This is a genomic window from Marinobacterium weihaiense, assembly GCF_019061305.1.
GTDB lineage: Bacteria > Pseudomonadota > Gammaproteobacteria > Pseudomonadales > Balneatricaceae > Marinobacterium > Marinobacterium weihaiense.
Genome location: NZ_JAHQZT010000013.1, coordinates 42,104 through 68,309, shown reverse-complemented (window position 1 = coordinate 68,309; position 26,206 = coordinate 42,104). Strand labels below are relative to the sequence as shown.

Genomic DNA, 26,206 nt, shown 5'->3' with positions numbered 1-26,206 from the left:
GATGAAAAAACTGTTTCAACATTTGCTGCCTGCCCTGCTGCTGACCGGTGCCGCTGCCACCAGCGCCCAGGAGCTGCACATCTACAACTGGTCTGACTACATTGCCGAAGATACCATCGAAAACTTCGAGCAACAGACCGGCATCGATGTGGTCTACGACGTCTACGATGCCAATGAAGTGATGGAGGCCAAGCTACTGGCTGGCCGCAGCGGCTATGACTTGATCTTCCCCACCGCACGTCCCTTTGCCGAGCGCCACATCAAGGCCGGCCTGTACCAACCGCTGAACAAGGCAGCACTGGCTGGCCTAAACAACCTGGACCCCGTGCTGATGCAGTCATTGGCCGGGATCGACACCGACAATGCCCACCTGATTCCTTACATGTGGGGCTCCAGTGGCATCGGCTATAACGTGAAAAAGGTGCGCGAGATTCTGGGTGATGACATGCCCAAGGACACCTGGCGCCTGCTGTTCGACCCCGAAATCGTCGCCCAGCTGGCCGACTGCGGCGTCACTCTGATGGATGACCCGACCGAAGTGCTGGTGGCTGCCAACATCTACCGTGGTGCCGAGGCGGACGACTTCAGCAAAGCCGGCATCCAGGGCGCCAGTGATGTGGTCGCGGCCGTACGCGACAATGTTCGCTACTTCCACAGCTCCCAATACATCAATGACCTGGCCAACGGCGACATCTGCGTTGCCCATGGTTATTCTGGCGACGTTCTGCAGGCCCGTGACCGTGCCGCCGAAGCCGGCAACGGCGTCGAAATTGCCTATGCCGTGCCCTCGGAAGGTGCCCTGGTCTGGACCGATGTCATGGCCATTCCGGCCGATGCGCCCAACCCGGACGCCGCGCACCGCTTCATCAGCTACCTGCTGCAGCCGGAGGTGATCGCACCGATTACCGACTATGTGGCCTATGCCAATGCCAACACGGCCGCCACACCACTGGTGGATGAGTCCATCCGCAACGATCCGGGCATCTACCCGCCGGCCGAGACCCAGGCCAAGCTGCAGGTGACGCCAACACCGTCCGAGCGCCAGATTCGCAGCCTCAACCGCAGCTGGACCCGGGTCAAGACCGGTCAATAACCACACCGGCCCCCTCCACCAACATTGCCAACCACCTGCCCCTGTTTACCAGGGGCAACTTTTTTACAGGGGAGAAACGCGCAACGATGAGCCGTGCACGTCAGTTCACACCCGAAGAACCCTGGCAGGCGCCGGAAGGCGAGCCGATCGTTCGCATCGAAAACGTCACCAAGCGCTTCGGTACCTTTTATGCCGTCGACGACATCAGCCTGAGCATCCACCCGGGCGAGTTCTTTTCGCTGCTGGGGTCCTCCGGCTGCGGCAAGACCACCCTGCTGCGTATGCTGGCCGGATTTGAAACGCCCACCAGTGGCCGCATTTTCATCGACGGTCAGGATGTCACCGAGGTGCCCCCCTACGAGCGCCCGGTCAATATGATGTTCCAGTCCTACGCCCTGTTCCCGCACATGAACGTGGCCGATAACATCGCCTTCGGTCTGAAGCAGGACGGTATGCCCAGGGCCAAGCGTAACGCACGGGTCGCGGAGATGCTGTCACTGGTGCAGATCGAAGCCCTGGCCAAGCGCAAGCCGCATCAACTGTCCGGCGGCCAGCGCCAGCGCGTAGCCCTGGCCCGGGCTCTGGCCAAGCATCCCAAGATCCTGCTGCTGGACGAGCCCCTGGGCGCGCTGGACAAGAAGCTGCGCGAACAGACCCAGTTCGAGCTGGTCAACATTCAGGAGCGCCTGGGCATCACCTTCGTGGTCGTGACCCATGACCAGGAAGAGGCGATGACCATGTCCTCGCGCATCGCCCTGATGCATGAAGGCCGCATCGAGCAGGTTGACCCGCCACGCCGCCTGTACGAGTTTCCGTCGACACGCTATGCCGCCGGCTTCATCGGTTCGGTCAACCTGTTCGACGGCTATGTCATCGAACAGGATGACGACCAGGTGCTGGTACAGTGCGACGAGGCCGATCTACAGCTGCAGGTACGCCACAGCCAGCCGCTGGTACCGGGCATGGCCGTGACCGTGGCACTGCGGCCGGAGAAGGTCCGCGTACTGGAACAGCACGACACCGATGCTCCCAACCAGCTGCGCGGCATCATCAAGGAAATCGCCTACCTGGGCGATGTATCCATCTACCACGTCGAGCTGGCCAGCGGCAAACGCGTGCAGTTCACGCAGTCCAATATCCAGGCACTGGCGGAACAGCCACTGACCTGGGATGAGGAGGTGCTGCTGGGCTGGTCCGCCAACAGCTGCGGGGTACTGACCGAATGAGTTTCAAACCTGCCCTGCCCTCGGCACGTCACCTGATCATCGCCGTTCCCTGGTTCTGGTTGGCACTGTTCTTTCTGCTGCCGTTTCTGTTCGTGCTCAAGATCAGCCTGTCGGAACCGACCCTGGCCCAACCCCCCTATCTGGACCTGATCCGTGAGATCGAAGACGGTTTCGTCACCATCGTCGTCAACTTCAGCAATTACCAGCTATTGCTGGCAGATTCGCTCTACCTGAGCGCCCTGCTCGGCTCGCTCAAGGTGGCCGGCATCTCCACGCTGCTCTGCCTGCTGATCGGCTACCCCATGGCCTACGCCATTGCCCGCTCGCCGTCACACTGGCGCCTGCCGCTGCTGATGCTGATCATACTGCCGTTCTGGACCTCGTTCCTGATCCGCATCTATGCCTGGATCGGCATCCTCAAGACTAATGGTCTGCTCAATAATTTGCTGATGGGCATGGGACTGGTCGACAGTCCGCTGGCGATCATGCACACCCCGATCGCGGTGTATATCGGTGTGGTCTACAACTACCTGCCATTCGTGGTGCTGCCACTGTATGCCACCCTGATCCGGCTGGATCTGACGCTACTGGAGGCCGCTGCCGATCTGGGCTGTCGCCCCTGGAAGCAGTTTTTGCTGATTACCCTGCCCTTGTCGATGCCGGGGGTACTGGCCGGGGCCATGCTGGTGTTTATTCCGGTGATGGGCGAGTTCGTCATCCCGGACCTGCTCGGTGGGCCGGATACCCTGATGCTGGGCAAACTGATGTGGACCGAGTTTTTCAGCAACAAGGACTGGCCGCTGGCATCGTCACTGGCTGCGCTGCTGCTGGTGGCTCTGATCCTGCCGTTTGTGCTGCTGCGCCATTTCGAACGCCGCGCCGAGGAGGCTGCCACATGAAACCGCGTCTGCCGCTGCTGATCAGCATCCTGCTGTTCGGCTACGCCTTTCTGTACATCCCCATCGTCAGCCTGATCGTGTACTCGTTCAACGAGAGCCGCCTGGTCACCGTTTGGGGCGGCTTCAGCACCAAGTGGTACGGTGAGCTGCTGCAGAACGAGCAGCTGCTGGGCGCCGCCTGGCTCAGCATCCGCATTGCCGCCCTGACCGCCAGCCTGGCGGTAGTGCTGGGAACACTGGCCGCGCTAGCCCTGGTGCGCTTTCGCCGTTTTCGCGGTCGCGGCTCACTGGAAGTGATGGTCACGGCCCCACTGGTGATGCCGGAAGTGATCATTGGCCTGTCGCTGCTGCTGCTGTTCGTGGCCCTGGAAACCCTGACCGGTTGGCCGGCCGGCCGTGGCATGGACACCATTGTCATCGCCCATACCACCTTTGCCATGGCCTATGTCGCCGTGGTGGTACAGAGCCGTCTGGCACACATGGACCTGTCACTGGAAGAGGCGGCACTGGATCTGGGCGCCCGGCCGCTGAAGGTGTTCTTCACCATCACCCTGCCGATCATCGCACCCTCTCTGGTGGCCGGCTGGCTGCTGGCCTTCACCCTGTCGCTGGATGACCTGGTAGTCGCCAGCTTCGTCTCCGGCCCCGGCGCCACCACCCTGCCAATGGTGGTCTATTCCAGCGTGCGTCTGGGCGTGAGTCCGGAAATTAACGCCCTGGCCACCATCATTGTCGGCCTGGTCAGCGTGGCAGTGCTGATCGCCGGCGGGTTGCTGTGGCGCCAGGAACGCCGCAACCGCCTGTCGGCGGACTAGCGACGCAGCAGACGAACAGGCACAAAAAACCGCTGGCGTGTACACGACCAGCGGTTTTTTTTCAGCGGGTGCCGGAGCTTACAGGCTCAGCACCTTTTCGCCACGGGCGACACCGCAGACGCCGGAGCGCACCACTTCCATGATGGACGCACTGCCCAGCGCGCTGATGAAGGCGTCCAGCTTGTCGGATGCGCCGACCAGCTGCACGGTGTAGGTGGTCGGGGTCACGTCGATGATCTGGCCACGGAAGATATCGCAGGTGCGCTTGATCTCCGCGCGCATCTGGCCACTGGCCTTCAGCTTGATCATCATGACCTCACGCTCGATATGCTCGCCTTCGGACAGATCAACCACCTTGACCACATCCACCAGCTTGTTCAGCTGTTTGGTGATCTGCTCGACAACACGGTCGTTACCGATGGTGGTCACAGTCAGACGTGATAGGGTCGCATCATCGGTCGGCGCGACGGTCAGTGACTCGATGTTATAGTTGCGCTGTGAAAACAGACCCACGACACGCGACAGGGCACCCGGTTCGTTTTCCATCAGCACGGAAATGATATGGCGCATACTCAGGTCCTCTCTGTCTTGCTCAGCCACATGTCACGCATGGCACCGCGCGGTACCTGCATCGGATAGACGTGCTCGAACGGATCGACCGCGACATCCATGAAGACCAGGCGGTCCTTCATCGCGAAGGCTTCACGCATGGCACCTTCAAGATCGGCATATTTCTCGATCTTCATCCCCACATGACCATAGGATTCGACCAGCTTGACGAAATCTGGCAGCGAGTTCATGTAGGACTGGGAGTGACGGGACTCGTAGTTCATGTCCTGCCACTGACGTACCATGCCCAACGACTGGTTGTTCAGGCAGAGAATCTTCACCGGCAAGTCATACTGGCTGCAGGTGGACAGCTCCTGAATGTTCATCTGGATGCTGCCTTCACCGGTCACGCAGACGACGTCATCATCGGGGAAGTTCATCTTCACGCCCATGGCCGCCGGCAGGCCGAAGCCCATGGTGCCCAGGCCACCGGAGTTGATCCAGCGGTTCGGCTTGTTGAACTTGTAGTACTGTGCCGCAAACATCTGATGCTGACCGACGTCGGACGTCACGAACGCATCACCGTTGGTGACCTTACTCAGCATCTCGATGACCTGCTGCGGTTTCATCAGCTCGGAGTCATCGGTGCGGTAACGACCGCCATGACGCTGGCGCCACTCATCGATCTGCTGCCACCAGGCCTTCAGCGCTTCCGCATCCGGCTGCTTCTTGCTGCCTTTGACCAGCTGGATCATCTCGTCCAGTACCACCTTGGCCGGCCCCACAATGGGGATATCCGCCTGGACAGTCTTGGAGATGGACGCCGGGTCGATATCGATGTGTACGATCTTCGCCGTCGGACAGAACTTGTCGGTGGCGTTGGTGACACGGTCATCAAAACGTGCGCCCACGGCCAGGATCAGATCGGCATGATGCATCGCCATGTTGGCTTCGTAACTGCCGTGCATACCCAGCATGCCGATGAACTGACGGTCGGTGCCCGGAAAGCCCCCCAGCCCCATCAGGGTGTTGGTGACCGGGAAGTTGAGCAGACGTGACAGCTCGGTCAGCTGATCGCTGGCGTGACCCAGAATAACGCCACCCCCGGTGTAAATGACCGGGCGCTTGGCGTTCAGCAGCAGATCGGTCGCTTTCTTGATCTGGCCGCTGTGACCACGGGTGATCGGCGTGTAGGAACGCATCTTCACCTGCTTGGGGTATTCATACGGATAACGCTCGGTCGGCGTAGTCATGTCCTTGGGCAGGTCAATAACAACCGGACCGGGACGGCCGCTTTCAGCGATATGGAACGCCTTCTTGACAATGGACGGAATGTCCTCGGGGCGCTGTACGCTGAAGTTGTGCTTCACAACCGGGCGGGAGATGCCCAGCATGTCGGTTTCCTGGAACGCATCTTCGCCGATCAGGTGACTCATGACCTGGCCGGTGATGACCACCATCGGAATGGAGTCGGTAAATGCGGTCGCAATGCCAGTAACGGCGTTGGTTGCACCCGGACCGGATGTCACCAGCGCGACGCCGGCCTTGCCGGTAGCACGCGCATAAGCATCCGCCATGTGAGTTGCAGCTTGCTCATGGCGCACCAGAACGTGTTGTACATCTTCCTGCTGGAACAGGGCGTCGTATACGTGCAGCAACGACCCGCCCGGATAACCATAGATGTACTTAACGCCCTCATCTCTGAGCGCGCGTACCACCATTTCTGCGCCTGAAAGTAATTCCACTGTTGTACCCTCTACTCAGCACCGACCTCTTGCCGGTGAACTAACAGTTTCAGCGTTTCTGCAACGATGAACACGTCCGCTCGCGGTCTGATGATGTCGCAACCGCGACGCACGCCCTTGCGGGCATATCAATGGCACGTGTTCGGGTGCTGGTCAGGCGAGGATCTTCTTACCTGACAGACCTGTCTGAGACTTAAGCCGGGTAGCGCTTAAAACCACCCGCGGTCTCGGGATTTCCTACCACCGCAAGCCTGGAAACAAATAGCCTTTCATTCTCGCACCTTGACAACCATCGATCAACCGCCTACACACCGTCATGAGCGCCTCTACCACTAATGTCCACCCACTGGGCGCTGCCGGTGATTGGCGGTATAGTAGAGACAACTTCAGTTTGTTTGCCGGAGAGCACGAGATGAGTATTGCCGAGATCAAAAACAAGGAGCGCGTCATCAACGAGTTGCTGCGCTTTGTGCGCAAGGTGCTGGTGGAACCGGACATCAGCGAAAAGGCGCTGGAGATCGCACGCAAGCACTTCAACGAGAAGGACGCCAAGCACCTGATCGCCGAAGAGCTGTCTTCGACCACCAACGTCAAGATCCCGCTGGAACACAGCGACGCCGACCGCCTCTTCCTGGAGCTGCTGATCGACGTCGTGCGCGACGAGAAAGCGCTCTACTGAGCCTATTCCGGTACCAGCCACTCCACCCGGCTGGTGCCGCTGCCCGCCGTCGCCTGCAACTGCTCCGCCAGCCAGGGTGAAACCTCATCCAGCGTTTGATCCAGCTGCCAGGGCGGGTTGATCACCAGCATGCCGCTGCCATACATCCCCCGCACGCCATCCGCCGCCGCGATCTCCAGTTCACTGCACAGCATGTTGCGAATGCCGGTGGCCACCAGGTCACGCTTCATCAGCTGCCAAAGTCCCGCCGGCAACAGCGGATACCAGATCGCCAGACAGCCGTTGGGCCAGCGCCGGTTTGCCTTGACGATAAACTTCACCAGATCGGCATATTCCTGCTTGACCTCGAACGAGGGATCAATCAGCACAACACCCCGATTGGGTTTGGGCGGCAGCTGCGACAGCACGCCTTCATAGCCGTCCCGGTGATGCACCGCCACCCGGGCATCCTGACGAAACACGCCTTTCAAGGCCTCGGCTTCGGCCGGATGCAACTCCATGATCTGAATGTTGTCCGCCTCCCGCGCCAGCTGCGCAGCCAACAGCGGCGAGCCGGGATAAGTAGCCAGGCGCTCCTGGTTGACGCTGGCGACCTGATCCAAATAGCCCTGCACCGCTTCGGGCGCCGGCCGTTGCCAGAGGCGTGCGATACCACCCTGACACTCGCCAGTCTTGCGCGCCTGCTCGCTGTCCAGATCATAGCGAGCACGGCCGCCATGGGTTTCCAGGTAGCTCCAGGGCTTAGCCTTACGGTTGAGGGACTGCAACAGCAGCGTAAGAAGCAGATGCTTGTGCACATCGGCGAAGTTGCCGGCATGAAAGCCGTGCTGATAACTGAGCATAAATCGATTCCGGGTGCACGCCACCGTGCCGGGTAGCGTCAGTGAATGCGGGGCACCTTCAGGTGCGCAAACTGATGGACCAGCAGGCTGGCCACCTGCTGCAGGGTACTCCAGTCCCGGTCATAAAGCACGGTATCACCCTCGTCCACGTACGGCCCCAGCAGGCCCGGCAAGCCGGAGCCACGCTGGAACAGCGAGCCGTTGGTCTGGCCGCTGCACTCGAACCGACCCGGCCGAGTCGGTGAAAACGCCCAGCGCTGTCCCTGCCAGACCGGCGCCCGGTCGGCGCCTGCATTCAGACAGATGCGCACCCGCTTGAGCACCAGCGCATAGCCCTGCTCACCCTCCTGCTGCACTCGGAAGGCGCTGATGATCCCGCCCTGCCCGGCTGTCACCGCCAGGCTGCCCCACTGACGCCCCTGCTGATACGTCACCAGCAGGCGTTGCGGGTCGGGGCTGTGCAGCACCGAGCCAGCCCGGTACTGCCGTGCCAACGGCAAGGGGGTACTCATGCGGTAATGCGGCCCCTGCAGGTAATGCTGCACCAGTGCCTGGGCCAGCACGACTCCTGCCTGGCGGTCGTAGACCGGGGTCAGGTTTAGCATCAGCGGTGTGACACGGAGCGCATCGACCGGCGCCGGCGGAGGTGGCGGGGGAGCCGCACAGCCGCCCAATACCAGTACAAGTAACAGTCCCAGGCATTGGCGGCGCATGGCATCCTCCGGTCAGCGTACGCTGGCGATATATTTGGACAGATGGGAGAGCTTGTCGGGGTCTTCATCCATGAAGCTGACACGGACATCGACGTAGGCCGACTCCAGTTTCTGCTCGGTCGCCTGCACAGCCGTCACGAAGCCGTTGATGCGGGCCACGCTGTCACCGGACAGCTGCTCGATATCCACCACCACCTGCTCCAGCACCTGCGGAAAGGCACCCTCGTTCTTGATCACGACCTTGATTTCACGCAGGTTGAGATCCTTGATGGCGCAGCGGAAGGTCTGTTGGCTGTTGCGCAACTGGGCCAGCCCCTTGGGCTTGGCCTGAGTCTTGGGCGCTGCAGCCGCCGGCTTTTTCTGCTGATCGGCGGCCAGCATGGCGCTGGCGCGAGCCTGCTGCTGCGGACTCAGCTGCTGGCGCTTGTCCAGCGCCTTGACCATCTTCTGCACCAGCTGCTCACGGGTAAACGGCTTGCCCAGATAATCGTTGACACCGGCCTGAATCGCCTTGAGTACATACTCGCGCTCGCCACGGCTGGTTACCATCAGGAAAGGGGTCGCCTTGTAACTGTCTTGGGCACGGGTCCACTGCAGCACTTCCAGACCGCTCATTTCAGGCATTTCCCAGTCACAGAGGATCAGGTCATAGCGCTTCTGCTGCATCGCCTGGCGCGCCTGCATGCCGTTTTCCACCGCCAGCACGTTGAAGTCGGGAAAGGCCTCACGCACCATCGAGGTTACACGTTCACGGATAAAGCGGGCGTCATCTACGACCAGAATATTCAGTTTGCTCATCGAACCCTGTTTTTCATCACTGCTGCCTGGAGGCAACAACTGTCCCACAAAGCGGCCCCGGAATGAAGCGCCAGGCCCTGCGTTACGGCAAAAAAACGGTCACAATCGAAATATACCCCGTGCCGTTTCAACGATAAAACACCGCCAACCAGAGCGTGGTCTGGTCCGGGTCGGTCCAGCTGACACGGTGACGGCGGTGCGCCGGTATATTGAGGTAGTCACCCCGCTCCAGGCGCACCACCTCACCGGAGGCATAGGTCAACTCGGCCGCACCCTCCAGCACCAACACCCATTCGTGTTCGTCCTGGTCATACCAGCCGCTCGCAGGCGACGTCTGGCCCCGCGACAGAATACGCTCGATCCGTACCGAGCCGGCTGTCAGCAGATCACTGAACATCTCCTGTGGCAGCTCGGCCGGAATAGCGTCATACAGATTAGCGCGCTGCTCGGGCATCGGCTGACTTAGAGCACGATGCCGGCACGGGCCGCGCGGGCACGGTGCAGCTTGCTGTAGCTATCGATCAGGCGCTGGTGCTTGTCCAGCCCCTCCAGCTGCAGGCTGGTCGGCGTCAGGCCGTGGAAACGCACCGCGCCGCTGACCGAGCCGATCACTGCCGCCAGCGTCTCTTCACCGTACATCCGCCCCAGATTGTGGCGGAAGTCATCCAGCGCCAGCGCCGCATCCAGCTCGATCTCCAGCACCGCCTGTACCGCGCGATAGAACAGGCCCCGCTCCACGGTGTTGTCGTTGTATTGCAGGAACTGCTCGACCAGCTCCAGCGCTTCATCATGGCGCTGCAGCGCCAGACAGATCAGCAGCTTGAGTTCCAGAATGGTGAGCTGACCCCAGACCGTGTTCTCGTCGAACTCGATACCGATCAGGGTAATAATGGTGGTGTAGATATCCTCTTCGCTGTCTTCCAGGCGCTCCAGCAGATCCAGCAGTTCATCGTCGTTGAGGCGATGCAGGTTGAGGATATCCTCGCGGAAAGCCAGCGCCTTGTTGGTGTTGTCCCACACCAGATCATCCACCGGATACACTTCGGAGTAGCCCGGCACCAGAATGCGGCAGACCTGGGCGCCCAGCTCGTCATGCACCGCCATGTAGGCTTCCTTACCCATCGCCGCCAGCAGCCCGAACAGGGTATCAGCCTCGTCCTGATTGCTGCCGGCAAAGTTCCAGTGACAGAACTCGAAATCCGCCCGGCTGCTGAAGAAACGCCAGGAGATCACACCGGAGGAATCGATGAAGTGCTCGACATAGTTGTTCGGCTCGGTCACCGCCAGGCTGTTGAAGGTCGGCGGCTGGAAATCGTTCAGGCCTTCCAGGCTGCGCCCCTGCAGCAACTCGGTCAGACTGCGCTCCAGCGCCACATGGAAGCTGGGATGCGCACCGAAAGAGGCAAAGACACCACCGGTGCGCGGGTTCATCAGCGTCACGCACATGACCGGGAAGCGACCGCCCAGCGAGGCGTCCTTCACCAGCACCGGGAAGCCCTGTTCCTCCAGGGCCTGAATGCCCTCGACGATGGCCGGGTATTGCGCCAGCACCTCGGCCGGTACATCCGGCAGCACCCATTCCTCTTCGATGATCTGCTTCTTCACCGCCCGCTCGAAGATTTCCGACAGGCACTGCACCTGGGCTTCCTGCAGCGTATTGCCGGCACTCATGCCGTTGCTCAGGTAGAGATTCTCGATCAGGTTGGAAGGGAAATACACCACCTCGCCATCGGACTGGCGCACGAACGGCAGCGAGCAGATGCCGCGATCGATCCGGCCGGAGTTGGTATCGATCAGGTGCGAACCGCACAACTCGCCATCCGGGTTGTAAATGGCCAGGCAGTGTTCGTCCAAGATCTCGGCCGGCAGCTCATCATCCGGGCCGGGCTGGAACCACTTTTCATCCGGGTAATGCACGAAGGCACTGTTGGCGATCGCTTCGCCGAAGAACTGGTCGTTGTAGAAAAAGTTGCAGTTCAGGCGTTCGATGAACTCACCCAACGCCGACGCCAGGGCACTCTCCTTGGTGGCACCCTTGCCGTTGGTAAAGCACATCGGTGAGGCCGCGTCGCGGATATGAAGCGACCAGACATGGGGCACGATATTGCGCCAGGAAGCGATCTCGATCTTCATGCCCAGGTCAGCCAGCAGCTGTGTCATGTTGGCGATGGTCTGCTCCAGCGGCAGGTCCTTGCCCTCGATCCATGTGGCCGCGTTGCCTTCCGGGGCGCCCATCAGCAAGGCCTGGGCATCTTCATCCAGGTTTTCGACCACTTCGATCTCGAACGTCGGCCCCTGCTGCACCACCTTTTTCACCGTGCAGCGATCAATGGAGCGCAGAATGCCCTGGCGATCCTTGTCGGAGATGTCGTCCGGCAGCTCGACCTGAATCTTAAAGATCTGGTTGTAGCGGTTTTCCGGGTCGACAATATTGTTCTGCGACAGACGGATATTGTCGGTCGGAATATCCCGGGCGTTGCAGTACACCTTGACGAAATAGGCCGCGCACATGGCGGATGACGCCAGGAAGTAATCGAAGGGGCCGGGCGCCGAGCCGTCACCCTTGTAGCGGATGGGCTGATCGGCGATCACCGTGAAGTCATCAAACTTGGCTTCAAGCCGGAGATTGTCGAGATAGTTGACCTTGATTTCCATGAGCGGGGTACCGGATTGGTGGCGCAAAACGCCGTGTGTGCACAACAGGGACTAATGTGCAGCCATTATCCAGTTTTTAGCGCCGCGCGTCTTGGCCGGCGGGGAAAAACTCACCGCCGGCTCCGGTGTCACTCCATGTGACAATAGCGGCTGCGGTTTTCATACTGCGTACCTCATCGCTGTTCAGTGAAGGTGCATCCACTGAAGCCTGGCAGACAATGGCGTGATGTGGAAAAGGCATGAAGGACCAGCACACCCTGTGGGTAAAAATACTACAAAACATCTTGGTTTCACGCTTGCTTATTCACAACTCACCGGCCAACTCTACCCCGACAGCCTGTGTATAAACCGATATGAACACCTCGCCCAGTCATGCCATGCTGTCGCGCCGGCGCTGGCAACTCTCTGTGGATCGTTATGGGCCCTTGCGGCCCGTGCTGCGCTGTGCATAACTTTATTCGCACCGCTTGCATGGGCCCTGTGGATGGAATATAGGGCTCTACAGCCGTAACACGACCGGCGAAGCGGCCTGGCCACAGTCTCTGTGTAACATTACCCACAGGCCCGACACCTCAGCGCCGAAAATGCCGCCGATGCGCAAGCTCAGCACACAAAGGCAAAGCCGTTCTTGCCGTCCTTTTTCACCCGATACATGGCTGCATCGGCGGCTTTCAACAGCGCTTCAAGATCCGCGCCATCCTCTGGAAAACGGGCGATGCCGATACTGGCACTGACCCGGGCCTGGCCGGCTGCCACGTGGAGCGGCTGCCCCAAAGTATCGAGCATACGCTGAGCCACCGACGCCGTATCCGCCTCGCTGCTGCCGTCGGCCAGCAACACCACAAACTCGTCCCCACCGATCCGCGCCAGCAGGTCTTCCGTACGGATCACCGCCTGCAGCCGCCGCGCCGCCTCGCACAGCACCTCATCCCCGGCCTGATGACCAAGGCCATCGTTGATCGCCTTGAAGCCGTCCAGATCGATGAACATCAGCCAAAGGGTATGCTGATGGCGGGCGGCATGGGCCATTTCGGTTTTGGCGGCCTCCTGCATGTAATGCAGGCTGTGAACGCCGGTGAGCGCATCCTTCATGGCAATATCGTGCAACCGGGCACGGGCGGCTTCCACTTCATCCAGTGCGTCATAGAGTTCGGTGAAGTCATACTCCACCACCAGAAACAGGAAGTCGCCATTCAGCGGATGGCGAGTGCGGCGAATATCCAGACTGTGCCGTCGCGGCCCCGTGGCAGTCTGCATGATGCAATCCCAGCGCCCCTCTTCACCGGCCTGCACCCGCTGTAGACAATCCCTGCCCTGGGCCGGATCGGCAAAGCGGGTAACAAAAGCACAACCGTCTTCAGCCAGCGGCTGCTCATGGAGGTAGTTATAGGCATCGGTTGCAGCGGGATTTTCCACCACCGGATCACCCTCCAGCGTGAAGGTGGTGGCCGGTACGCGGGTATAGCGCATCGCCTCCATCAACAGCAGATTCTCCGGCTGCTCGCCCATATTCACCTGTTCGTTGATATAGGCAATGATGCCGCGATGCCGGTCCGGCCCCAGCAACACCGCCCGGTGCATCATCAGCAGGGTTTTGGGCTTGCCGTTCGGGTAGGTGGTCCAGGGATCGACACTCAGGCCATCACGCACGGCCAGCTCAAAGGTTTGCAGCGTACGATCACGTGCGCCCTGAGTATCGCCGGACAGATCCTTGTCGATCAGCTCCTGCAGGGAGTCCAGCCCCCAGAACTGCACCGCTGCGGAATTGCCCCACCACCAGCCGTGCTTATCCAGATCAAAGACCCAGACCACATTGGGGATCAGCTCATAGAGGCGCAGCGCGTCGTGGGACTCGATATGAACCAGATGATCATACTGACTTCGATATGCCATTCTGCAACGACAGCCTCGACAATATTGAACGGGCTTTCACTATATTCGCTCAGCTCGGCAAGCTCCACAGGCAGATGTCGCACCCACCAGACATCCAGCACTGCAACACATTCGCTTTCGTACAGATCAAGATCGATGCCGCGCAGGGCGTGAACCTGCACCTCCCCCATCTGATAGCTCTTGGTGACACCTTGGGCGTGGAAAACAGGGTTTGAAGCAGAAGCTTTCAAGTCGGGTTTCCGTATACGCTGCATCCAAGAGTGAATGCATGAACCTCATCGCCAGAGCGCGCGACTAGATACAGTGTAGTTGGTGACTGCGAGGATGCTTTCTTTTCAAGACGGTCACTCTCTTTGGAGCACGACTTGTAGAGGCTAAGAAGGTTGTTAGGGGACCGCCCCCCTTTTTCCCCGAACAAGAGTGGCTTAACGTGGTCTCACCGCATGTCGCGGCGACAGCGCGGCGACTGATTATGGCAGGGCTGCCCGCCGGGACAGGCCCCGAGATGGAACACGATATCCAAATGGCTAATTTCAATACACATTTCTTCGGCGGTGCCGTTACATCCTGTGTGCTGACCTCCACCCTACTGCTGACCGGATTATTTACGCCCGGTCAGGGCATGAGTCTCTGGGTCGCGGGAACGGTCGCCAGTCTGGCACCTGACCTCGACTCGGATACCACCGGCATTCTGAAAGGACTCTTCAGCGCTCTTGGCGTCATGGCATCTTTTGGTGTTCTGTTCAGCTTCCCGGATCTGCCGTTACTGCACCTGTGGGGCGCCATGCTCGCCGCCTTCATGCTGGTCCGCTTAGGCCTGCTGCAACTCTTCGCCCATCTGACCGAACATCGTGGCTCATTTCATTCTCTGCTGGCGGCCGTCAGCTTGGGACTGCTGGCCGCTTTCCTGTGCTGGCGCTTCACCACCCAAGGCATCGATTTTTCATGGGCACTGGGCGTGATGGTGGTTGCCGGCTATCTGGTGCACCTCATTCTTGACGAATGCTATGCCATCAACCTGGCCGGTCTGGAGTTCAAACGCTCCTTCGGAACCGCCTTAAAACCGGTGAGCCTCGATAATTGGTGGGCCAGCGGCATCTTTCTTGTGATCGCCATTTACTGCGCACTTCAGTTGCCGCTGCCTCATAAACTGCCGAGTGAAGTTCTCAGAATCGCCAGTGCTGATCTGGCGTGACGGTTAGCAATACGGGCTGGTTTGTTACCACCTCAATAGGCGCATGGTCATCACAATGACCATAACTAAAAGGGGTCTGCCCCCTTTAAGTTATCTCCCTTGTCTTCCGGGCGATCTCTCGCGGGTAGTGCATCATGAAAGTTGTCAGATGTCTTCCAGGCAGGAACTGGCGGTGTGTAGTCGGCCTTTGGAGCCGTACACAGAATATTCAACAAGCTGCATTTTGTGAATGTATCGTGGGCAATTGGGAAAGATCCGTTCCGCTTTAACGCGAATAATGAACACGGATCCCGGATACTCTGCCCGTAGCGGGTCGTCAGCGCTTACCTGCGCTTTGCCATTGACCCGAATTCTCTGTGCATTTTCGAAGTCGATAAACAGTAACCCAATGTAAGGATTCAAATCCGCCTTCCTCTCATGTGGGCAACATCTAAATTAATCTATACCCCGACTAAAATAGAATAAAATATATACCTCTCCTTTTAACCCAAAAGTTTTCAAGAAGAGTCACCAATACTAACAAAAAAGAGAGCAGAAAAGCCGCTAAAATGCGGCTTAAACCTAGTACCTACGAGAGACATGTGTCAGATTAATACTGTCACTGTGCATATATATAATTAAAATTTAAAAGTAACATATGCAGATTATTTATCTTTAATCACTCGAGTTATTTCATTCATGTACACATTTAGCTTTTTTAAAACATAATCAGCAACAACATGTGGCTCTGATCGATTAGTGTGATGAAACTCAATACAAACTTGCTTATGGGGCATATCTACAAAAATATCAGGTATAATATTTTTAAGCCAAGGGTGTTTCCGATCCGATTCATATTCATATGGCCCCAAATCACTCATTGCTTCCGCAATCGATTTATTAATAACTTTATCACTACCCCCAGTAGACGAACCCACCCACTTTGCAATTTTTTCAAATGCAGGTGCTGATTGTTCAAGAGCAACTGCAGCAGGCCCCCCTCTTCTTTTACCTGCTGCAATAACTTCACCAATAATTTGCCCATACATAGGTGATTTTTCTAATGTCCTTTTTGCTTTTGACTTATTCTTCCAGCCTATAGGAACGCCTTCGCGCTCAATAATTTCAATTAACTCAGAGCTGCTTGAATAAGAATAAGCACATGATACTAATGTATTGGTTGGTAGATACATGATCCTGGTTTTAATAGAACCATAAAGTGCTAACTGTAAACGAGATGCATCCCACTGAGCACTGCGCTGGTTATCACGAATATATTCATAGATTTTATCATGGATAACAGACCAGTTATCTTCCAGGCGGTCAGTACGCCTCGAAAACCCTGAAACTACACTTTCTGCTAATGGATAAGAAAAAACAAACCAAACCTCTGTACTTTTTGGTATGTTTTTCCTTAGTTTATCTTGATAACCTGATTCAGTTTTCCACTTATCACGAACCATTTCTATATATTCTCTCATGGTTCTTTCAATACGTGGTCTTTTAAGTAAGTTTTCTTGCAGTTCTGCAAGAGTATCATAAGTCAAGCCAAACTCAGCAAGTTCCTTGCCATCATTTAATACACTAATTGTGCGAGAGGTTATGTCTTTGAACTTTTCAAAGCTAGGACCAGAGAAATTTACAACCTCATTCCCTCTAACAAAGATTGACCTTGATATTTCATATGAATATGACTGCATTAGATCAACATCTTCTTGCCTAGTAACTGGCCACAAGATGAGCATTGGCGAGTTACGGAGAACAGCGTTCAGTTGTCGGAAAAATCCGCGAACATCTTTATCTTCAAAGTCATCAATAGTTTCAAGATAGTTGATTATCAAGCAAGTTGGACCACGATCTCGCTTTGTTCTAGCTTCAGTTTCATACTTCTTTATTTCTAGGAGAAGACCTCTTAGACCATCAATCGTATAGTCATTAGCATTTAGATCAATTACATCACGCAGACCGATATGTTTTTTCCAAGAAATAGACTTCAGAAACGTAGATTTTCCAGAACCAGGTTCACCAAGAATAAACGCCAGTTTTCCTGCAGTTCCAGAAGATTTTGCTAATAGACTTATCTGTTGCTCAACATCTGGAAGCGGCTCAATAAACTGCATAAGTTTATTGTTAAGATCTCCAGACTCAAGCTGGGAAGATATTTCTTCAAATGTTGAGAATAGCACTAGATCAGTCATCTAAAATCCCTTTTTAAAACCACGAAAAATTTAAAAAACCTAATCTTATAAAATCTTCAAAGACAGATACTTTTGCCTTAAAATAAGAAATAATTCAATACTATACCTAAAGCTAGCCTAAACCCCAATACTCACCAGGCAGCCGAGTATCATAGACTTACAGGGTTTAAGGAGCATGACTGTTTGAGCCACGCAGGGAAGCCGCAGGCCTGCCCCGTGGGGGTGTCTTTTCTTTTGGATACTTTTCTTTGGACAAGCAAAGAAAAGTCTCTCGTCCCGTCAGGGGCGAAACGCAGACAACAAAAAGCCCACCGATCTCTCAGCAGGCTTTTTCTCCCTAAGCGGATAGCTGTTCCGGCTCATACTCCCCGGCCAGGCGCCGCACAGCGACAAGGGACGGTGCCCTTACATGGCAGTAGCATTCAGCGTCCTCATGATTACCGGCCTTGTGCGCGGCCATGCCTTCATCGTGCAGCTGCATGACCTTGCTGCGCACGTCGTCGCTCACCTGGATATTGGCAAGTCCGTTCTCGATCGCTTTGGCATCCTGCGGACAGTGGTAGGCCAAAGCCGGTGCAGACAGAGCGGACGCCACCAGTGCGGTAACGAACATGGTTTTTATTCTGGACATGATTCACCTCTCATTCGAGTGATAATCAGCCATTTGAGTATAATGCAGCTGACCCTGCCCCCGTTTCAGTACCGCTTTAACGTAAAAAAGCCCACCGATCGCTCGGCAGGCTTTTTCTCTTCGGGCGGATAGCGGTTCAGGCAAAAGCCTTACCGGAAGGTAAACTCCCCGGCCTCTACATCCACCACGATCTCCCGACCGGGCTCGTACTCACCAGCCAGCAACCGCTGCGCCAGCGGGTTCTCGATCCACTGCTGGATCGCCCGCTTCAGCGGACGCGCGCCGTAGATCGGCTCGAAGCCCACTTCCACCAGCTTGTCCATGGCGGTGCCGGTCAGCTTGATGCTCAGCTCGCGCTCGGCCAGGCGACGACGCAGACGGTCCAGCTGGATCTCGGCGATCCCGGCCACCTGTTCCTTGCGCAGGCTGTGGAATACCACCACCTCGTCGATACGGTTGATCACCTCGGGACGGAAGTGAGTGCCCACGGCTTCCATCACCGCCTGCTTCATCAGGGTGTAGTCGTCGTCATCGCTGTAGTTCTGGATCAGGTCAGAACCCAGGTTGGAGGTCATCACCACGATGGTGTTGCGGAAGTCCACGGTACGACCCTGACCATCGGTCAGGCGACCGTCTTCCAGCACCTGCAGCAGGATGTTGAACACATCCGGGTGCGCCTTCTCCACCTCGTCCAGCAGCAGCACGGAGTACGGCTTGCGACGCACCGCTTCGGTCAGGTAACCGCCCTCTTCGTAACCGACATAGCCCGGAGGCGCCCCGATCAGACGCGCGACGGAGTGCTTCTCCATGAACTCGGACATGTCGATGCGCACCATGGCGTCCTCGGTATCGAACAGGAAGCTGGCCAGCGCCTTGCACAGCTCGGTCTTACCCACCCCGGTCGGGCCGAGGAACAGGAAGGAGCCGTTGGGGCGGTTGGGGTCCGACAGACCGGCACGGGAGCGGCGCACGGCGTTGGATACGGCCACCACGGCTTCCGCCTGACCGACCACGCGCGTGTGCAGTTCATCTTCCATGCGCAGCAACTTCTCGCGCTCGCCTTCCAGCATCTTGTTGACCGGGATGCCGGTCCAGCGTGAGACGACCTCGGCCACCTCCTCTTCGGTCACCTTGTTGCGCAGCAGCTTGTGCTCTTCCGCCTGCTGTTCAGTGCTGTCGGCGGCCTGCAGCTGCTTCTCCAGCTCGGGAATGCGGCCGTACTGCAGCTCGGACATCTTGCCCAGATCACCGGCGCGGCGCGCCTGCTCCATCTCAACACGGGCCTGGTCGAGCTGCTCCTTGATCTGCTGCGAACCCTGCAGACTGGCCTTCTCGGCCTTCCACACCTCTTCGAAGTCGGCGTACTCCTTCTCCAGGTTTGCGATGTTGTGCTCCAGCTCTTCCAGACGCTTGCGTGAGGCTTCGTCCTTCTCCTTCTTCAGCGCTTCACGCTCCATCTTCAGCTGGATCAGGCGGCGGTCGAGACGGTCCATCTCTTCCGGCTTGGAGTCCATCTCCATGCGGATGCGCGAGGCGGCTTCGTCGATCAGGTCGATCGCCTTGTCCGGCAGCTGGCGGTCGGTGATGTAACGCTGGCTCAGCTTGGCCGAGGCGATGATGGCGGAGTCGGTGATATCGACACCGTGGTGCACCTCATAGCGCTCTTTCAGGCCACGCAGGATGGCGATGGTGTCCTCTTCGGACGGCTCATCGACGATCACCTTCTGGAAGCGGCGCTCCAGCGCGGCGTCCTTCTCCACGTACTGGCGGTACTCGTCCAGGGTGGTGGCACCGACGCAGTGCAGCTCGCCGCGCGCCAGCGCCGGCTTGAGCATGTTGCCCGCGTCCATGGCACCTTCGCCCTTGCCCGCGCCAACCATGGTGTGTAGCTCGTCGATGAACAGGATGACCTGCCCTTCCTGTTTGGCCAGTTCGTTCAGCACCGCCTTCAGGCGCTCCTCGAACTCGCCGCGGAACTTGGCCCCGGCAATCAGCGCGCCCATGTCCAGCGACAGCACTTTCTTGCGCTTGAGCCCTTCCGGCACTTCACCGTTGACGATGCGCTGCGCCAGCCCTTCGACGATGGCGGTCTTGCCCACGCCGGGCTCGCCGATCAGCACCGGGTTGTTCTTGGTGCGGCGCTGCAACACCTGGATGGTACGGCGAATCTCGTCGTCACGGCCGATCACCGGGTCCAGCTTGCCGGACTCGGCGCGTTCGGTCAGGTCGATGCAGTACTTGTCCAGCGCCTGGCGGGTCTCTTCCGCATTGGGGTCGCTCACGTTCTCGCCTCCGCGCATGTTGTTGATCGCATTTTCCAGTGACTGACGATTCACGCCGCAGTCTTTCAGCACCTTGCCAGCATCGCCCTTGTCGTCCAGCATGGCCAGCAGCACCAGCTCGCTGGCGATGTACTGGTCGCCGCGCTGCTGCGCCAGCTTGTCGGTCAGGTTGAACAGGCGCGCCATGTTCTGTGACAGGCGGATCTCGCCGTCCGGGCTGCTCACTACCGGCAGGCGGTCGAGGGCTTCGCCGACCTTGGCGGTCAGGGTCATGCGGTCGGCACCGGCCTGGCGCAGCAGCGGTGCCACCGAACCGTTCTGCTGCTGCAAGAAAGCGGCCAGCAGATGGATCGGTTCCATCATGTTGTGGTCCTTGCCCACCGCCAGTGACTGGGCGTCGGACAGGGCTTCCTGAAGTCGTGAGGTAAATTTGTCGGGTCGCATGAGGTCTCCTGTGGATCTCTCTGTGCCGGGGTCCGACACACGCAGTCAGACGTTTCGGCGTTTCTGTTACCTCTATAGATAGGGCCAGTTGTTGCCGCTTCAAGATGACGCGGCAATTAAATTAGTCATTTCTTATACAGAGGTCGACTTTCTTATTTCTGTAATAGCACACTGCTACAACATTGCGCTGATCAATGGCTGAACGCCTCAACCCAACACAGGAACCGTGACATGAGTCAGCACGACCACTTTGACCCCGAAGATCATCCGGAACTGGAACAAACCGATTTCGACCGCCTGACCGCCAAGGGCGCGAGCCGTCGCAACTTCCTGCGCGGTGGTGCGGCGGCCATGGGCCTGTTCCTGGCCGCCAGCCCGCTGGCACAGGCCGTAGCCGCCGCCACCCGTCCCGAACCGAGCAAGCTGATCGGCTTCAAGGCGGTTCCGGCCAGCACCGCCGACACCTTTGTAGTCCCCGAAGGCTATGTCGCCAAGCCGCTGATTGCCTGGGGCGACCCCATCCTCAAGGGCGCCCCCGCCTTTGACGCGTCCGGCACCCAGAACGCCGCCGCCCAAGCTGGTCAGTTCGGCGACAATACCGATGGCATGAGCTTCTTCCCGCTGGGTGACGACCGTGCCCTGCTGGCGGTGAACAACGAGTACACCAATCAGGAGTACCTCTTCGCGCATCAGGGCAAGCAGGCGCTGACCGCCGACGAGGTGAAAAAATCCCAGGCGGCGCACGGCGTGTCCATCTTCGAGATCCGCCGTAACGCCAAGGGCGAATGGCAGGTGAATCGGGATTCCGACTACAACCGCCGCATCACCGCCTACACGCCGATGGATCTGACCGGGCCGGTGGCGGGCCATGCCCTGATGCAGACCGCCGCCGACCCCAAAGGCACCCGCGCGCTGGGCACCTTCAACAACTGCGCCAACGGCGAGACCCCCTGGGGTACTTACCTGACCTGCGAGGAGAACTTTCACAAGTACTTCGCTTCGGCGCAGGATGACGTTGAGCTGCCCCAGCGCGACACACGCTACGGCCTGAAGGCGAGCAACCGCGACTATCAGTGGTACCGTCACGACGAGCGCTTCGACCTGGCCAAGCACCCGAACGAACCGCACCGTTTCGGCTGGGTAGTCGAGATTGATCCGATGGACCCGACTTCGACCCCGAAAAAGCGCACCGCACTGGGCCGTTTCAAGCATGAGAATGCGGCGCTGACCATCGACCCGTCCGGTCATGTGGTGGTGTACCTCGGTGACGACGAGCGCGGCGAGCACCTGTACAAGTTCGTCTCCAAGGGCACGTACAACCCGGACAACCAGCAGGCCAACCGTGATCTGCTGGAAGAGGGCACCCTGTACGTGGCACGCTTCTCGGCCAACGATGGCGAGATCAAGGGCCAGGGCGAGTGGATCGAGCTGACGCACGGCAAGAACGGCCTGACCGCCGCCAACGGCTTTGCCGACCAGGCGGAAGTGCTGATCTTCGCCCGTGAGGCCGCCACTCAGGTGGGCGCCACCACCATGGACCGCCCGGAATGGGTCGCGGTACACCCCGACAACAAAGCGGTGTTCTGCACCCTGACCAACAACAAGCACCGCGGCGTGGCAGGCAAAAACCAGCCGGTGGGCGGCCCCAACCCACGCGCCAACAACAACTATGGCCAGATCGTGCGCTGGTGGCCGCATAACGCCAGCCATGTGGACAGCCGCTTCGACTGGGATCTGTTCGCCATCGCCGGTAACCCGACCGTTGCCGACGGTCTTTATGCCGGCAGTGACAACATCACCGCCGACAACATGTTCAACAGCCCGGATGGCCTTGGCTTCGACAACGCCGGTCGCCTCTGGATTCAGACCGATGGCAAATACTCCAACAAGGGCGAGTTCGCCGGCATGGGCAACAACCAGATGCTCTGCGCCGATCCGCAGACCGGCGAGATCCGCCGTTTTGCCACCGGCCCCATCGCCTGCGAGATCACCGGCCTGGCGTTCTCGCCGGACCAGCGCAGCGTGTTCATCGGCGTGCAGCACCCGGGCGAAAAAGGCGCTCCGTCCCATTTCCCGGCAGGCGGCAATAGCAAGCCGCGTTCCACCATCATGGTGGTCCAGCGCAAGGATGGCGGCGTGATCGGCGCCTGATTCCCTACCTGCCCTCCCAGGCCGCCCGCTGGGCGGCCTTTTAGGTGATGGAGGCCACCACACCAGCCACACGGATCGATCTCTTCATCCGCAATTCAGTTGCGCTGTTGTTTCATGTCCTCGATCCACCACGGCCGGACAGGGACGGATGGCCGTGCCTGACGATTGCACGACATCCACCAACCCTCAGGCCCGCACACTGTCGGTGCCGATCAGGAGAACGTATTTGTGAACAAAGCAATGATTGCGGCCGCCGTATTGGCCCTGCTGCCCGGTATGGCCCTGGCCGATAACCTGACCCGTGATTCCGCCATCGGTGGTGCCGTGGGCGGTGCCATTGGCGGTGCCATTGGTGCAGAACTGGGCGGTCGTGACGGTGCCGTTGTCGGCTCCGGCGTGGGTGCCGCGGTAGGAACCGCCATCAACACCCGCGAGTACCGCGATGATGACCGCCGCGATGATTATCACCGCGACCGTCACTATGAAGATCGTCGTTACGAAGACCGTCGCTACCGCTCAAGCTTTTGCCCGCCTGGACAGGCCAAGAAGGGCCGCTGCTGAGCAGCCCTGACCGCCGCATCCCAATACGGCCGCGTCTATTCGATCCAGATCAGGCTGGCCATGCGGCCGGTCTGACCGTCACGGCGGTAGGAAAAGAACTGTTCCGGTTCATCATGCGTGCAGGCATCCCCGCCCCGGATGCTGCCGATGCCCGCCGCCAACAGACGGCGACGCGCCAGCGCATAAAGGTCGGCCAGCCAGCGCCCCTCATGCCCCGGTGAGGGCTGAAAAGCCAGTTCGGCTCCGGCATCAACGGCCAAAAACGCATCCCGCACCTCTGCCCCCACCTCGAATGCTGCCGGCCCGATGGCCGGCCCCAGCCAGGCAGTCACCTGCTCTGGCGCATCGAACACCGCCAACGTGGCTTCGAGCACACCGTTGAGCAGCCCGCGCCAACCGGCATGCGCCGCCGCCACACAGTGCCCGTCCACCGCGGCAAACAGCACCGGCAGACAATCCGCCGTCATCACTGTACACACCACGCCGGGCGTGCGCGTCCAGCAGGCGTCGGCTTCACGCACCATGCCATCACTGTGCGCTTCAACCACCTGCACGCCATGTACCTGGCGTAGCCATTGCGGCGTCTGAATCCCCAGCACTTGCGCCAGCCGGTGCCGGTTTTCAGCCACGGCCGCCGGGTCATCCCCGACGTGGTCACCCAGGTTGAGGCTGTCCCAGGGCGGCCGACTGACGCCGCCGTCGCGGGTGGTATTCAGGGCCTGAACGCCGGGGGCGAGCGGCTGCAAGGGACGGATCAGCTTCATAGTTCGTAGTCGTACTCGTCGGCGTCACGTTTCAGCACCGCCAGCAGGTGCTGCATGTCTTCAGGCAGGTCCACTTCCCAGGACACTAGCTCTCCGGTGCCCGGGTGCCAGAGCTCCAGTCGCTTGGCATGCAGCGCCTGACGGCGGAAGTTGCGCAGCGCCTTGTGCATGGCCGGGCTGCAGCCCTTGGGCAGGCGGAAACGGCCACCATACAGCGGATCGCCCACCAGCGGGTAGTTGATGTGTGCCATATGCACGCGGATCTGGTGGGTACGGCCAGTCTCCAGCTTCAGTCGGATATGGGTATGGGCCCGGAACTTCTCCAGCACGCGGTAGTGCGTGACCGCTTCCTTGCCCAGCCCGACCACAGCCATCTTCTGGCGGTGCTTGGCATGGCGCCCCATGGGCTCGTCAACGCAGCCACCACCGGTCATGACACCATGCACCACGGCTTCATACTCACGCCCCATGCTGCGTTCCTGCAGCTGGGATACGATCTCGGTCTGGGCCGCGATGGTTTTGGCCACGACCATCAGGCCGGTGGTGTCCTTGTCCAGACGATGGACAATGCCGGCACGCGGTACCTGGGCAATATCCGGGCAGTGATGCAGCAGTGCGTTCATCAGCGTACCGCTGTCGTGCCCTGCCGCCGGGTGGACCACCAGTCCGGCCGGCTTGTTGATCACCAGGATATCGTCATCTTCGTGGATGATATCCAGCGGTATAGGTTCGGCTTCGTGATGCTCGATACGCGCCAGTTCGGTGCGCACCTCGATCCGTTCACCGCCGTTGAGCTTGTCACGCGTACGCTTGACCTCGCCATCAACCTTGAGTGTCCCCTCCTTGATCCAGCCCTGAATGCGCGAGCGGGAATAGTCGGGAAAAAGCTGGGCGGCGGCCTGGTCCAGGCGCATGCCGAACATCTCGGCCGGTACCTGTACATCGAGTTGTAGCTGTTCTGACATCTGTATGCTTCTTCGTCGGCGGGTGTTTTGGCATGGGCTCCGGTTATGTTTAAATAGACCGGAAACTATTGGCCAGTATAACTGAATCCGGCCAGTCACGCCGAGTCCGGCTCCAGTATCAGGAACGATCAATCATGCGACCCTTGAAAGTCTTCGCCACAGTGGTGCTTTTCAGCCTGCTCTCTGCCTGCTCCGGGTTGGGAGGGGACAAGGAAGTGGTGGCTCCGGATGTGCCCGAGCAACAGTTATACGATGATGCCCTGAGCGCGCTGCAGGCCGATAACTACAGCCTGGCCATCGAAAAGCTGCAGCTGCTGGAAGCGCGTTATCCGTTCGGTCGCTACTCCGAACAGGCTCAGCTGGAACTGATCTACGCCTACTTCCGCAACTATGAACCGGAATCCGCCCGCGCCGCGGCCGACCGCTTCATTCGTCTGCATCCCAACCATGACAACGTGGATTATGCCTACTACCTCAAGGGGTTGACCGCCTTCGAGGAAGATCGCTCCTTCTTCGAGAAGTACCTGCCGATCGATGTCAGCCAGCGCGACCCCGGTGCTGCTCTGGACTCCTTCGAAAGTTTTTCCACCCTGCTCAACCGCTATCCCCAGAGCGAGTATGCGCCGGATGCCCAGAAGCGCATGCAGTATCTGAAAAACCGTCTGGCCACCCACGAGATCCACGTGGCGGCCTACTACATGAAACGTGAAGCCTGGGTGGCCGCCGCCAACCGGGGCCGCTATGTGGTGGAAAACCTGCAGGAAACTCCGGCCGTACCCGATGCACTGGCAATCATGGCCGAAGCCTACACCGAGCTGGGCATGCATGACCTGGCCAACAACGCACGCGAAGTGCTGACGTTGAACTACCCGGATTACCGGGTGCGTCCGTTCAAGAAGGAGCGCGCTACCCTGACGCAGGCCGCTACCTTCGGCCTGCTCGGCGGTGAAGAACCGGCCGAGCCGGCCCGGCCAATTCCGCTGGCGGACCGTCAGCGTGCCGAAGCCCGCGAACGTGCTGCCGCTGACGAGCAGCAGGAAGAACGCTCCCTGTTCAGCCGCATGACCTTCGGTGTCTTCGATGACGAGGAACAGGACGAAGACAGCACCCGGTAAGCGGCCTGCCCCGA

General features: G+C 59.0%; 23 protein-coding genes. 9 read left to right on the top strand and 14 right to left on the bottom strand.

The features are described 5' to 3' along the window. The first annotated feature begins 1 nt into the window (after window position 1). From KTN04_RS11200 to KTN04_RS11185, 4 genes are all read left to right on the top strand, one after another. The gene (locus tag KTN04_RS11200) at window positions 2–1,093 is read left to right on the top strand and encodes a polyamine ABC transporter substrate-binding protein (RefSeq protein ID WP_217335317.1); all 1,092 of its coding nucleotides are present in this window, start codon (window positions 2–4) and stop codon (window positions 1,091–1,093) included. Between the two features lie 86 nt (window positions 1,094–1,179). Continuing rightward, window positions 1,180–2,319 (top strand): ABC transporter ATP-binding protein, encoded by a 1,140-nt coding sequence (locus tag KTN04_RS11195; RefSeq protein WP_217335316.1) that lies wholly within the window; start codon window positions 1,180–1,182, stop codon window positions 2,317–2,319. Next, a complete protein-coding gene (locus tag KTN04_RS11190) occupies window positions 2,316–3,218 on the top strand; it encodes an ABC transporter permease subunit (protein WP_217335315.1) in 903 nt (300 codons plus the stop codon). The genes KTN04_RS11195 and KTN04_RS11190 overlap by 4 nt, the downstream gene beginning before the upstream one ends. Then, window positions 3,215–4,033, top strand: a complete 819-nt coding sequence (locus tag KTN04_RS11185) for an ABC transporter permease subunit (protein ID WP_217335314.1) — start codon at window positions 3,215–3,217, stop codon at window positions 4,031–4,033. Before KTN04_RS11190 ends, KTN04_RS11185 begins: the two co-directional genes overlap by 4 nt. Before the next feature lie 78 nt (window positions 4,034–4,111). Here the strand turns inward: KTN04_RS11185 and ilvN are convergent, their stop codons facing one another. Together ilvN and KTN04_RS11175 are read right to left on the bottom strand one after the other, a co-directional pair. Then, complete coding sequence (gene ilvN, locus KTN04_RS11180) at window positions 4,112–4,603, bottom strand: acetolactate synthase small subunit (protein ID WP_217335313.1); 492 nt, start codon at window positions 4,601–4,603, stop codon at window positions 4,112–4,114. Window positions 4,604–4,605: 2 nt separating this feature from the next. Further along, on the bottom strand, window positions 4,606–6,327 hold the full coding sequence (locus KTN04_RS11175; protein WP_217335312.1) for an acetolactate synthase 3 large subunit: 1,722 nt from the start codon (window positions 6,325–6,327) through the stop codon (window positions 4,606–4,608). Between the two features lie 412 nt (window positions 6,328–6,739). Here KTN04_RS11175 and KTN04_RS11170 point away from each other — a divergent pair, with 412 nt between their 5' ends. Continuing rightward, window positions 6,740–7,006, top strand: a complete 267-nt coding sequence (locus KTN04_RS11170) for a hypothetical protein (RefSeq protein WP_217335311.1) — start codon at window positions 6,740–6,742, stop codon at window positions 7,004–7,006. 2 nt (window positions 7,007–7,008) lie between these two features. Here the strand turns inward: KTN04_RS11170 and KTN04_RS11165 are convergent, their stop codons facing one another. From KTN04_RS11165 to KTN04_RS11135, 7 genes are all read right to left on the bottom strand, one after another. Beyond that, window positions 7,009–7,848 carry a 23S rRNA (adenine(2030)-N(6))-methyltransferase RlmJ gene (locus KTN04_RS11165; protein WP_217335310.1) on the bottom strand — a complete coding sequence of 280 codons (840 nt, stop codon included), beginning with the start codon at window positions 7,846–7,848 and terminating at the stop codon, window positions 7,009–7,011. A gap of 38 nt (window positions 7,849–7,886) precedes the next feature. Then, window positions 7,887–8,561, bottom strand: a complete 675-nt coding sequence (locus tag KTN04_RS11160; protein ID WP_217335309.1) for a hypothetical protein — start codon at window positions 8,559–8,561, stop codon at window positions 7,887–7,889. Window positions 8,562–8,573: 12 nt separating this feature from the next. After that, the gene (locus KTN04_RS11155; RefSeq protein WP_217335308.1) at window positions 8,574–9,359 is read right to left on the bottom strand and encodes a response regulator; all 786 of its coding nucleotides are present in this window, start codon (window positions 9,357–9,359) and stop codon (window positions 8,574–8,576) included. A gap of 127 nt (window positions 9,360–9,486) precedes the next feature. Continuing rightward, a complete protein-coding gene (locus tag KTN04_RS11150) occupies window positions 9,487–9,813 on the bottom strand; it encodes a cupin domain-containing protein (protein ID WP_217335307.1) in 327 nt (108 codons plus the stop codon). Window positions 9,814–9,821: 8 nt separating this feature from the next. After that, the gene (locus tag KTN04_RS11145; RefSeq protein ID WP_217335306.1) at window positions 9,822–12,014 is read right to left on the bottom strand and encodes an OsmC domain/YcaO domain-containing protein; all 2,193 of its coding nucleotides are present in this window, start codon (window positions 12,012–12,014) and stop codon (window positions 9,822–9,824) included. Window positions 12,015–12,617: 603 nt separating this feature from the next. Continuing rightward, window positions 12,618–13,907, bottom strand: coding sequence for a GGDEF domain-containing protein (locus KTN04_RS11140; RefSeq protein ID WP_217335305.1), 1,290 nt, complete (start codon window positions 13,905–13,907; stop codon window positions 12,618–12,620). Next, entirely contained in the window at window positions 13,835–14,137 is a 303-nt protein-coding gene (locus KTN04_RS11135) for a hypothetical protein (RefSeq protein WP_217335304.1), read from the bottom strand. The genes KTN04_RS11140 and KTN04_RS11135 overlap by 73 nt, the downstream gene beginning before the upstream one ends. A gap of 242 nt (window positions 14,138–14,379) precedes the next feature. Between KTN04_RS11135 and KTN04_RS11130 the strand changes: the two genes are divergently transcribed. After that, entirely contained in the window at window positions 14,380–15,102 is a 723-nt protein-coding gene (locus KTN04_RS11130; RefSeq protein ID WP_254262512.1) for a metal-dependent hydrolase, read from the top strand. Between the two features lie 644 nt (window positions 15,103–15,746). Here KTN04_RS11130 and KTN04_RS11120 read toward each other — a convergent pair. The 3 genes from KTN04_RS11120 to clpB form a co-directional block, all read right to left on the bottom strand. Continuing rightward, window positions 15,747–17,279: an ATP-binding protein gene (locus KTN04_RS11120; RefSeq protein ID WP_217335302.1), complete on the bottom strand. Its 1,533-nt coding sequence runs from the start codon at window positions 17,277–17,279 to the stop codon at window positions 15,747–15,749. 337 nt (window positions 17,280–17,616) lie between these two features. Beyond that, complete coding sequence (locus KTN04_RS11115) at window positions 17,617–17,910, bottom strand: hypothetical protein (RefSeq protein WP_217335301.1); 294 nt, start codon at window positions 17,908–17,910, stop codon at window positions 17,617–17,619. 149 nt (window positions 17,911–18,059) lie between these two features. Beyond that, window positions 18,060–20,636: an ATP-dependent chaperone ClpB gene (gene clpB, locus KTN04_RS11110; RefSeq protein ID WP_217335300.1), complete on the bottom strand. Its 2,577-nt coding sequence runs from the start codon at window positions 20,634–20,636 to the stop codon at window positions 18,060–18,062. A gap of 231 nt (window positions 20,637–20,867) precedes the next feature. Between clpB and KTN04_RS11105 the strand changes: the two genes are divergently transcribed. Together KTN04_RS11105 and KTN04_RS11100 are read left to right on the top strand one after the other, a co-directional pair. Continuing rightward, entirely contained in the window at window positions 20,868–22,787 is a 1,920-nt protein-coding gene (locus tag KTN04_RS11105; RefSeq protein WP_217335299.1) for a PhoX family protein, read from the top strand. A gap of 228 nt (window positions 22,788–23,015) precedes the next feature. Next, entirely contained in the window at window positions 23,016–23,348 is a 333-nt protein-coding gene (locus KTN04_RS11100) for a glycine zipper domain-containing protein (protein WP_217335298.1), read from the top strand. Window positions 23,349–23,383: 35 nt separating this feature from the next. Here the strand turns inward: KTN04_RS11100 and pgeF are convergent, their stop codons facing one another. Both pgeF and rluD read right to left on the bottom strand, forming a co-directional pair. Then, entirely contained in the window at window positions 23,384–24,112 is a 729-nt protein-coding gene (gene pgeF, locus KTN04_RS11095; RefSeq protein ID WP_217335297.1) for a peptidoglycan editing factor PgeF, read from the bottom strand. Next, window positions 24,109–25,077, bottom strand: a complete 969-nt coding sequence (rluD, locus tag KTN04_RS11090) for a 23S rRNA pseudouridine(1911/1915/1917) synthase RluD (RefSeq protein ID WP_217335296.1) — start codon at window positions 25,075–25,077, stop codon at window positions 24,109–24,111. Before rluD ends, pgeF begins: the two co-directional genes overlap by 4 nt. 134 nt (window positions 25,078–25,211) lie before the next feature. Here rluD and KTN04_RS11085 point away from each other — a divergent pair, with 134 nt between their 5' ends. Next, entirely contained in the window at window positions 25,212–26,192 is a 981-nt protein-coding gene (locus KTN04_RS11085; protein ID WP_217335295.1) for an outer membrane protein assembly factor BamD, read from the top strand. Window positions 26,193–26,206 lie beyond the last annotated feature (14 nt).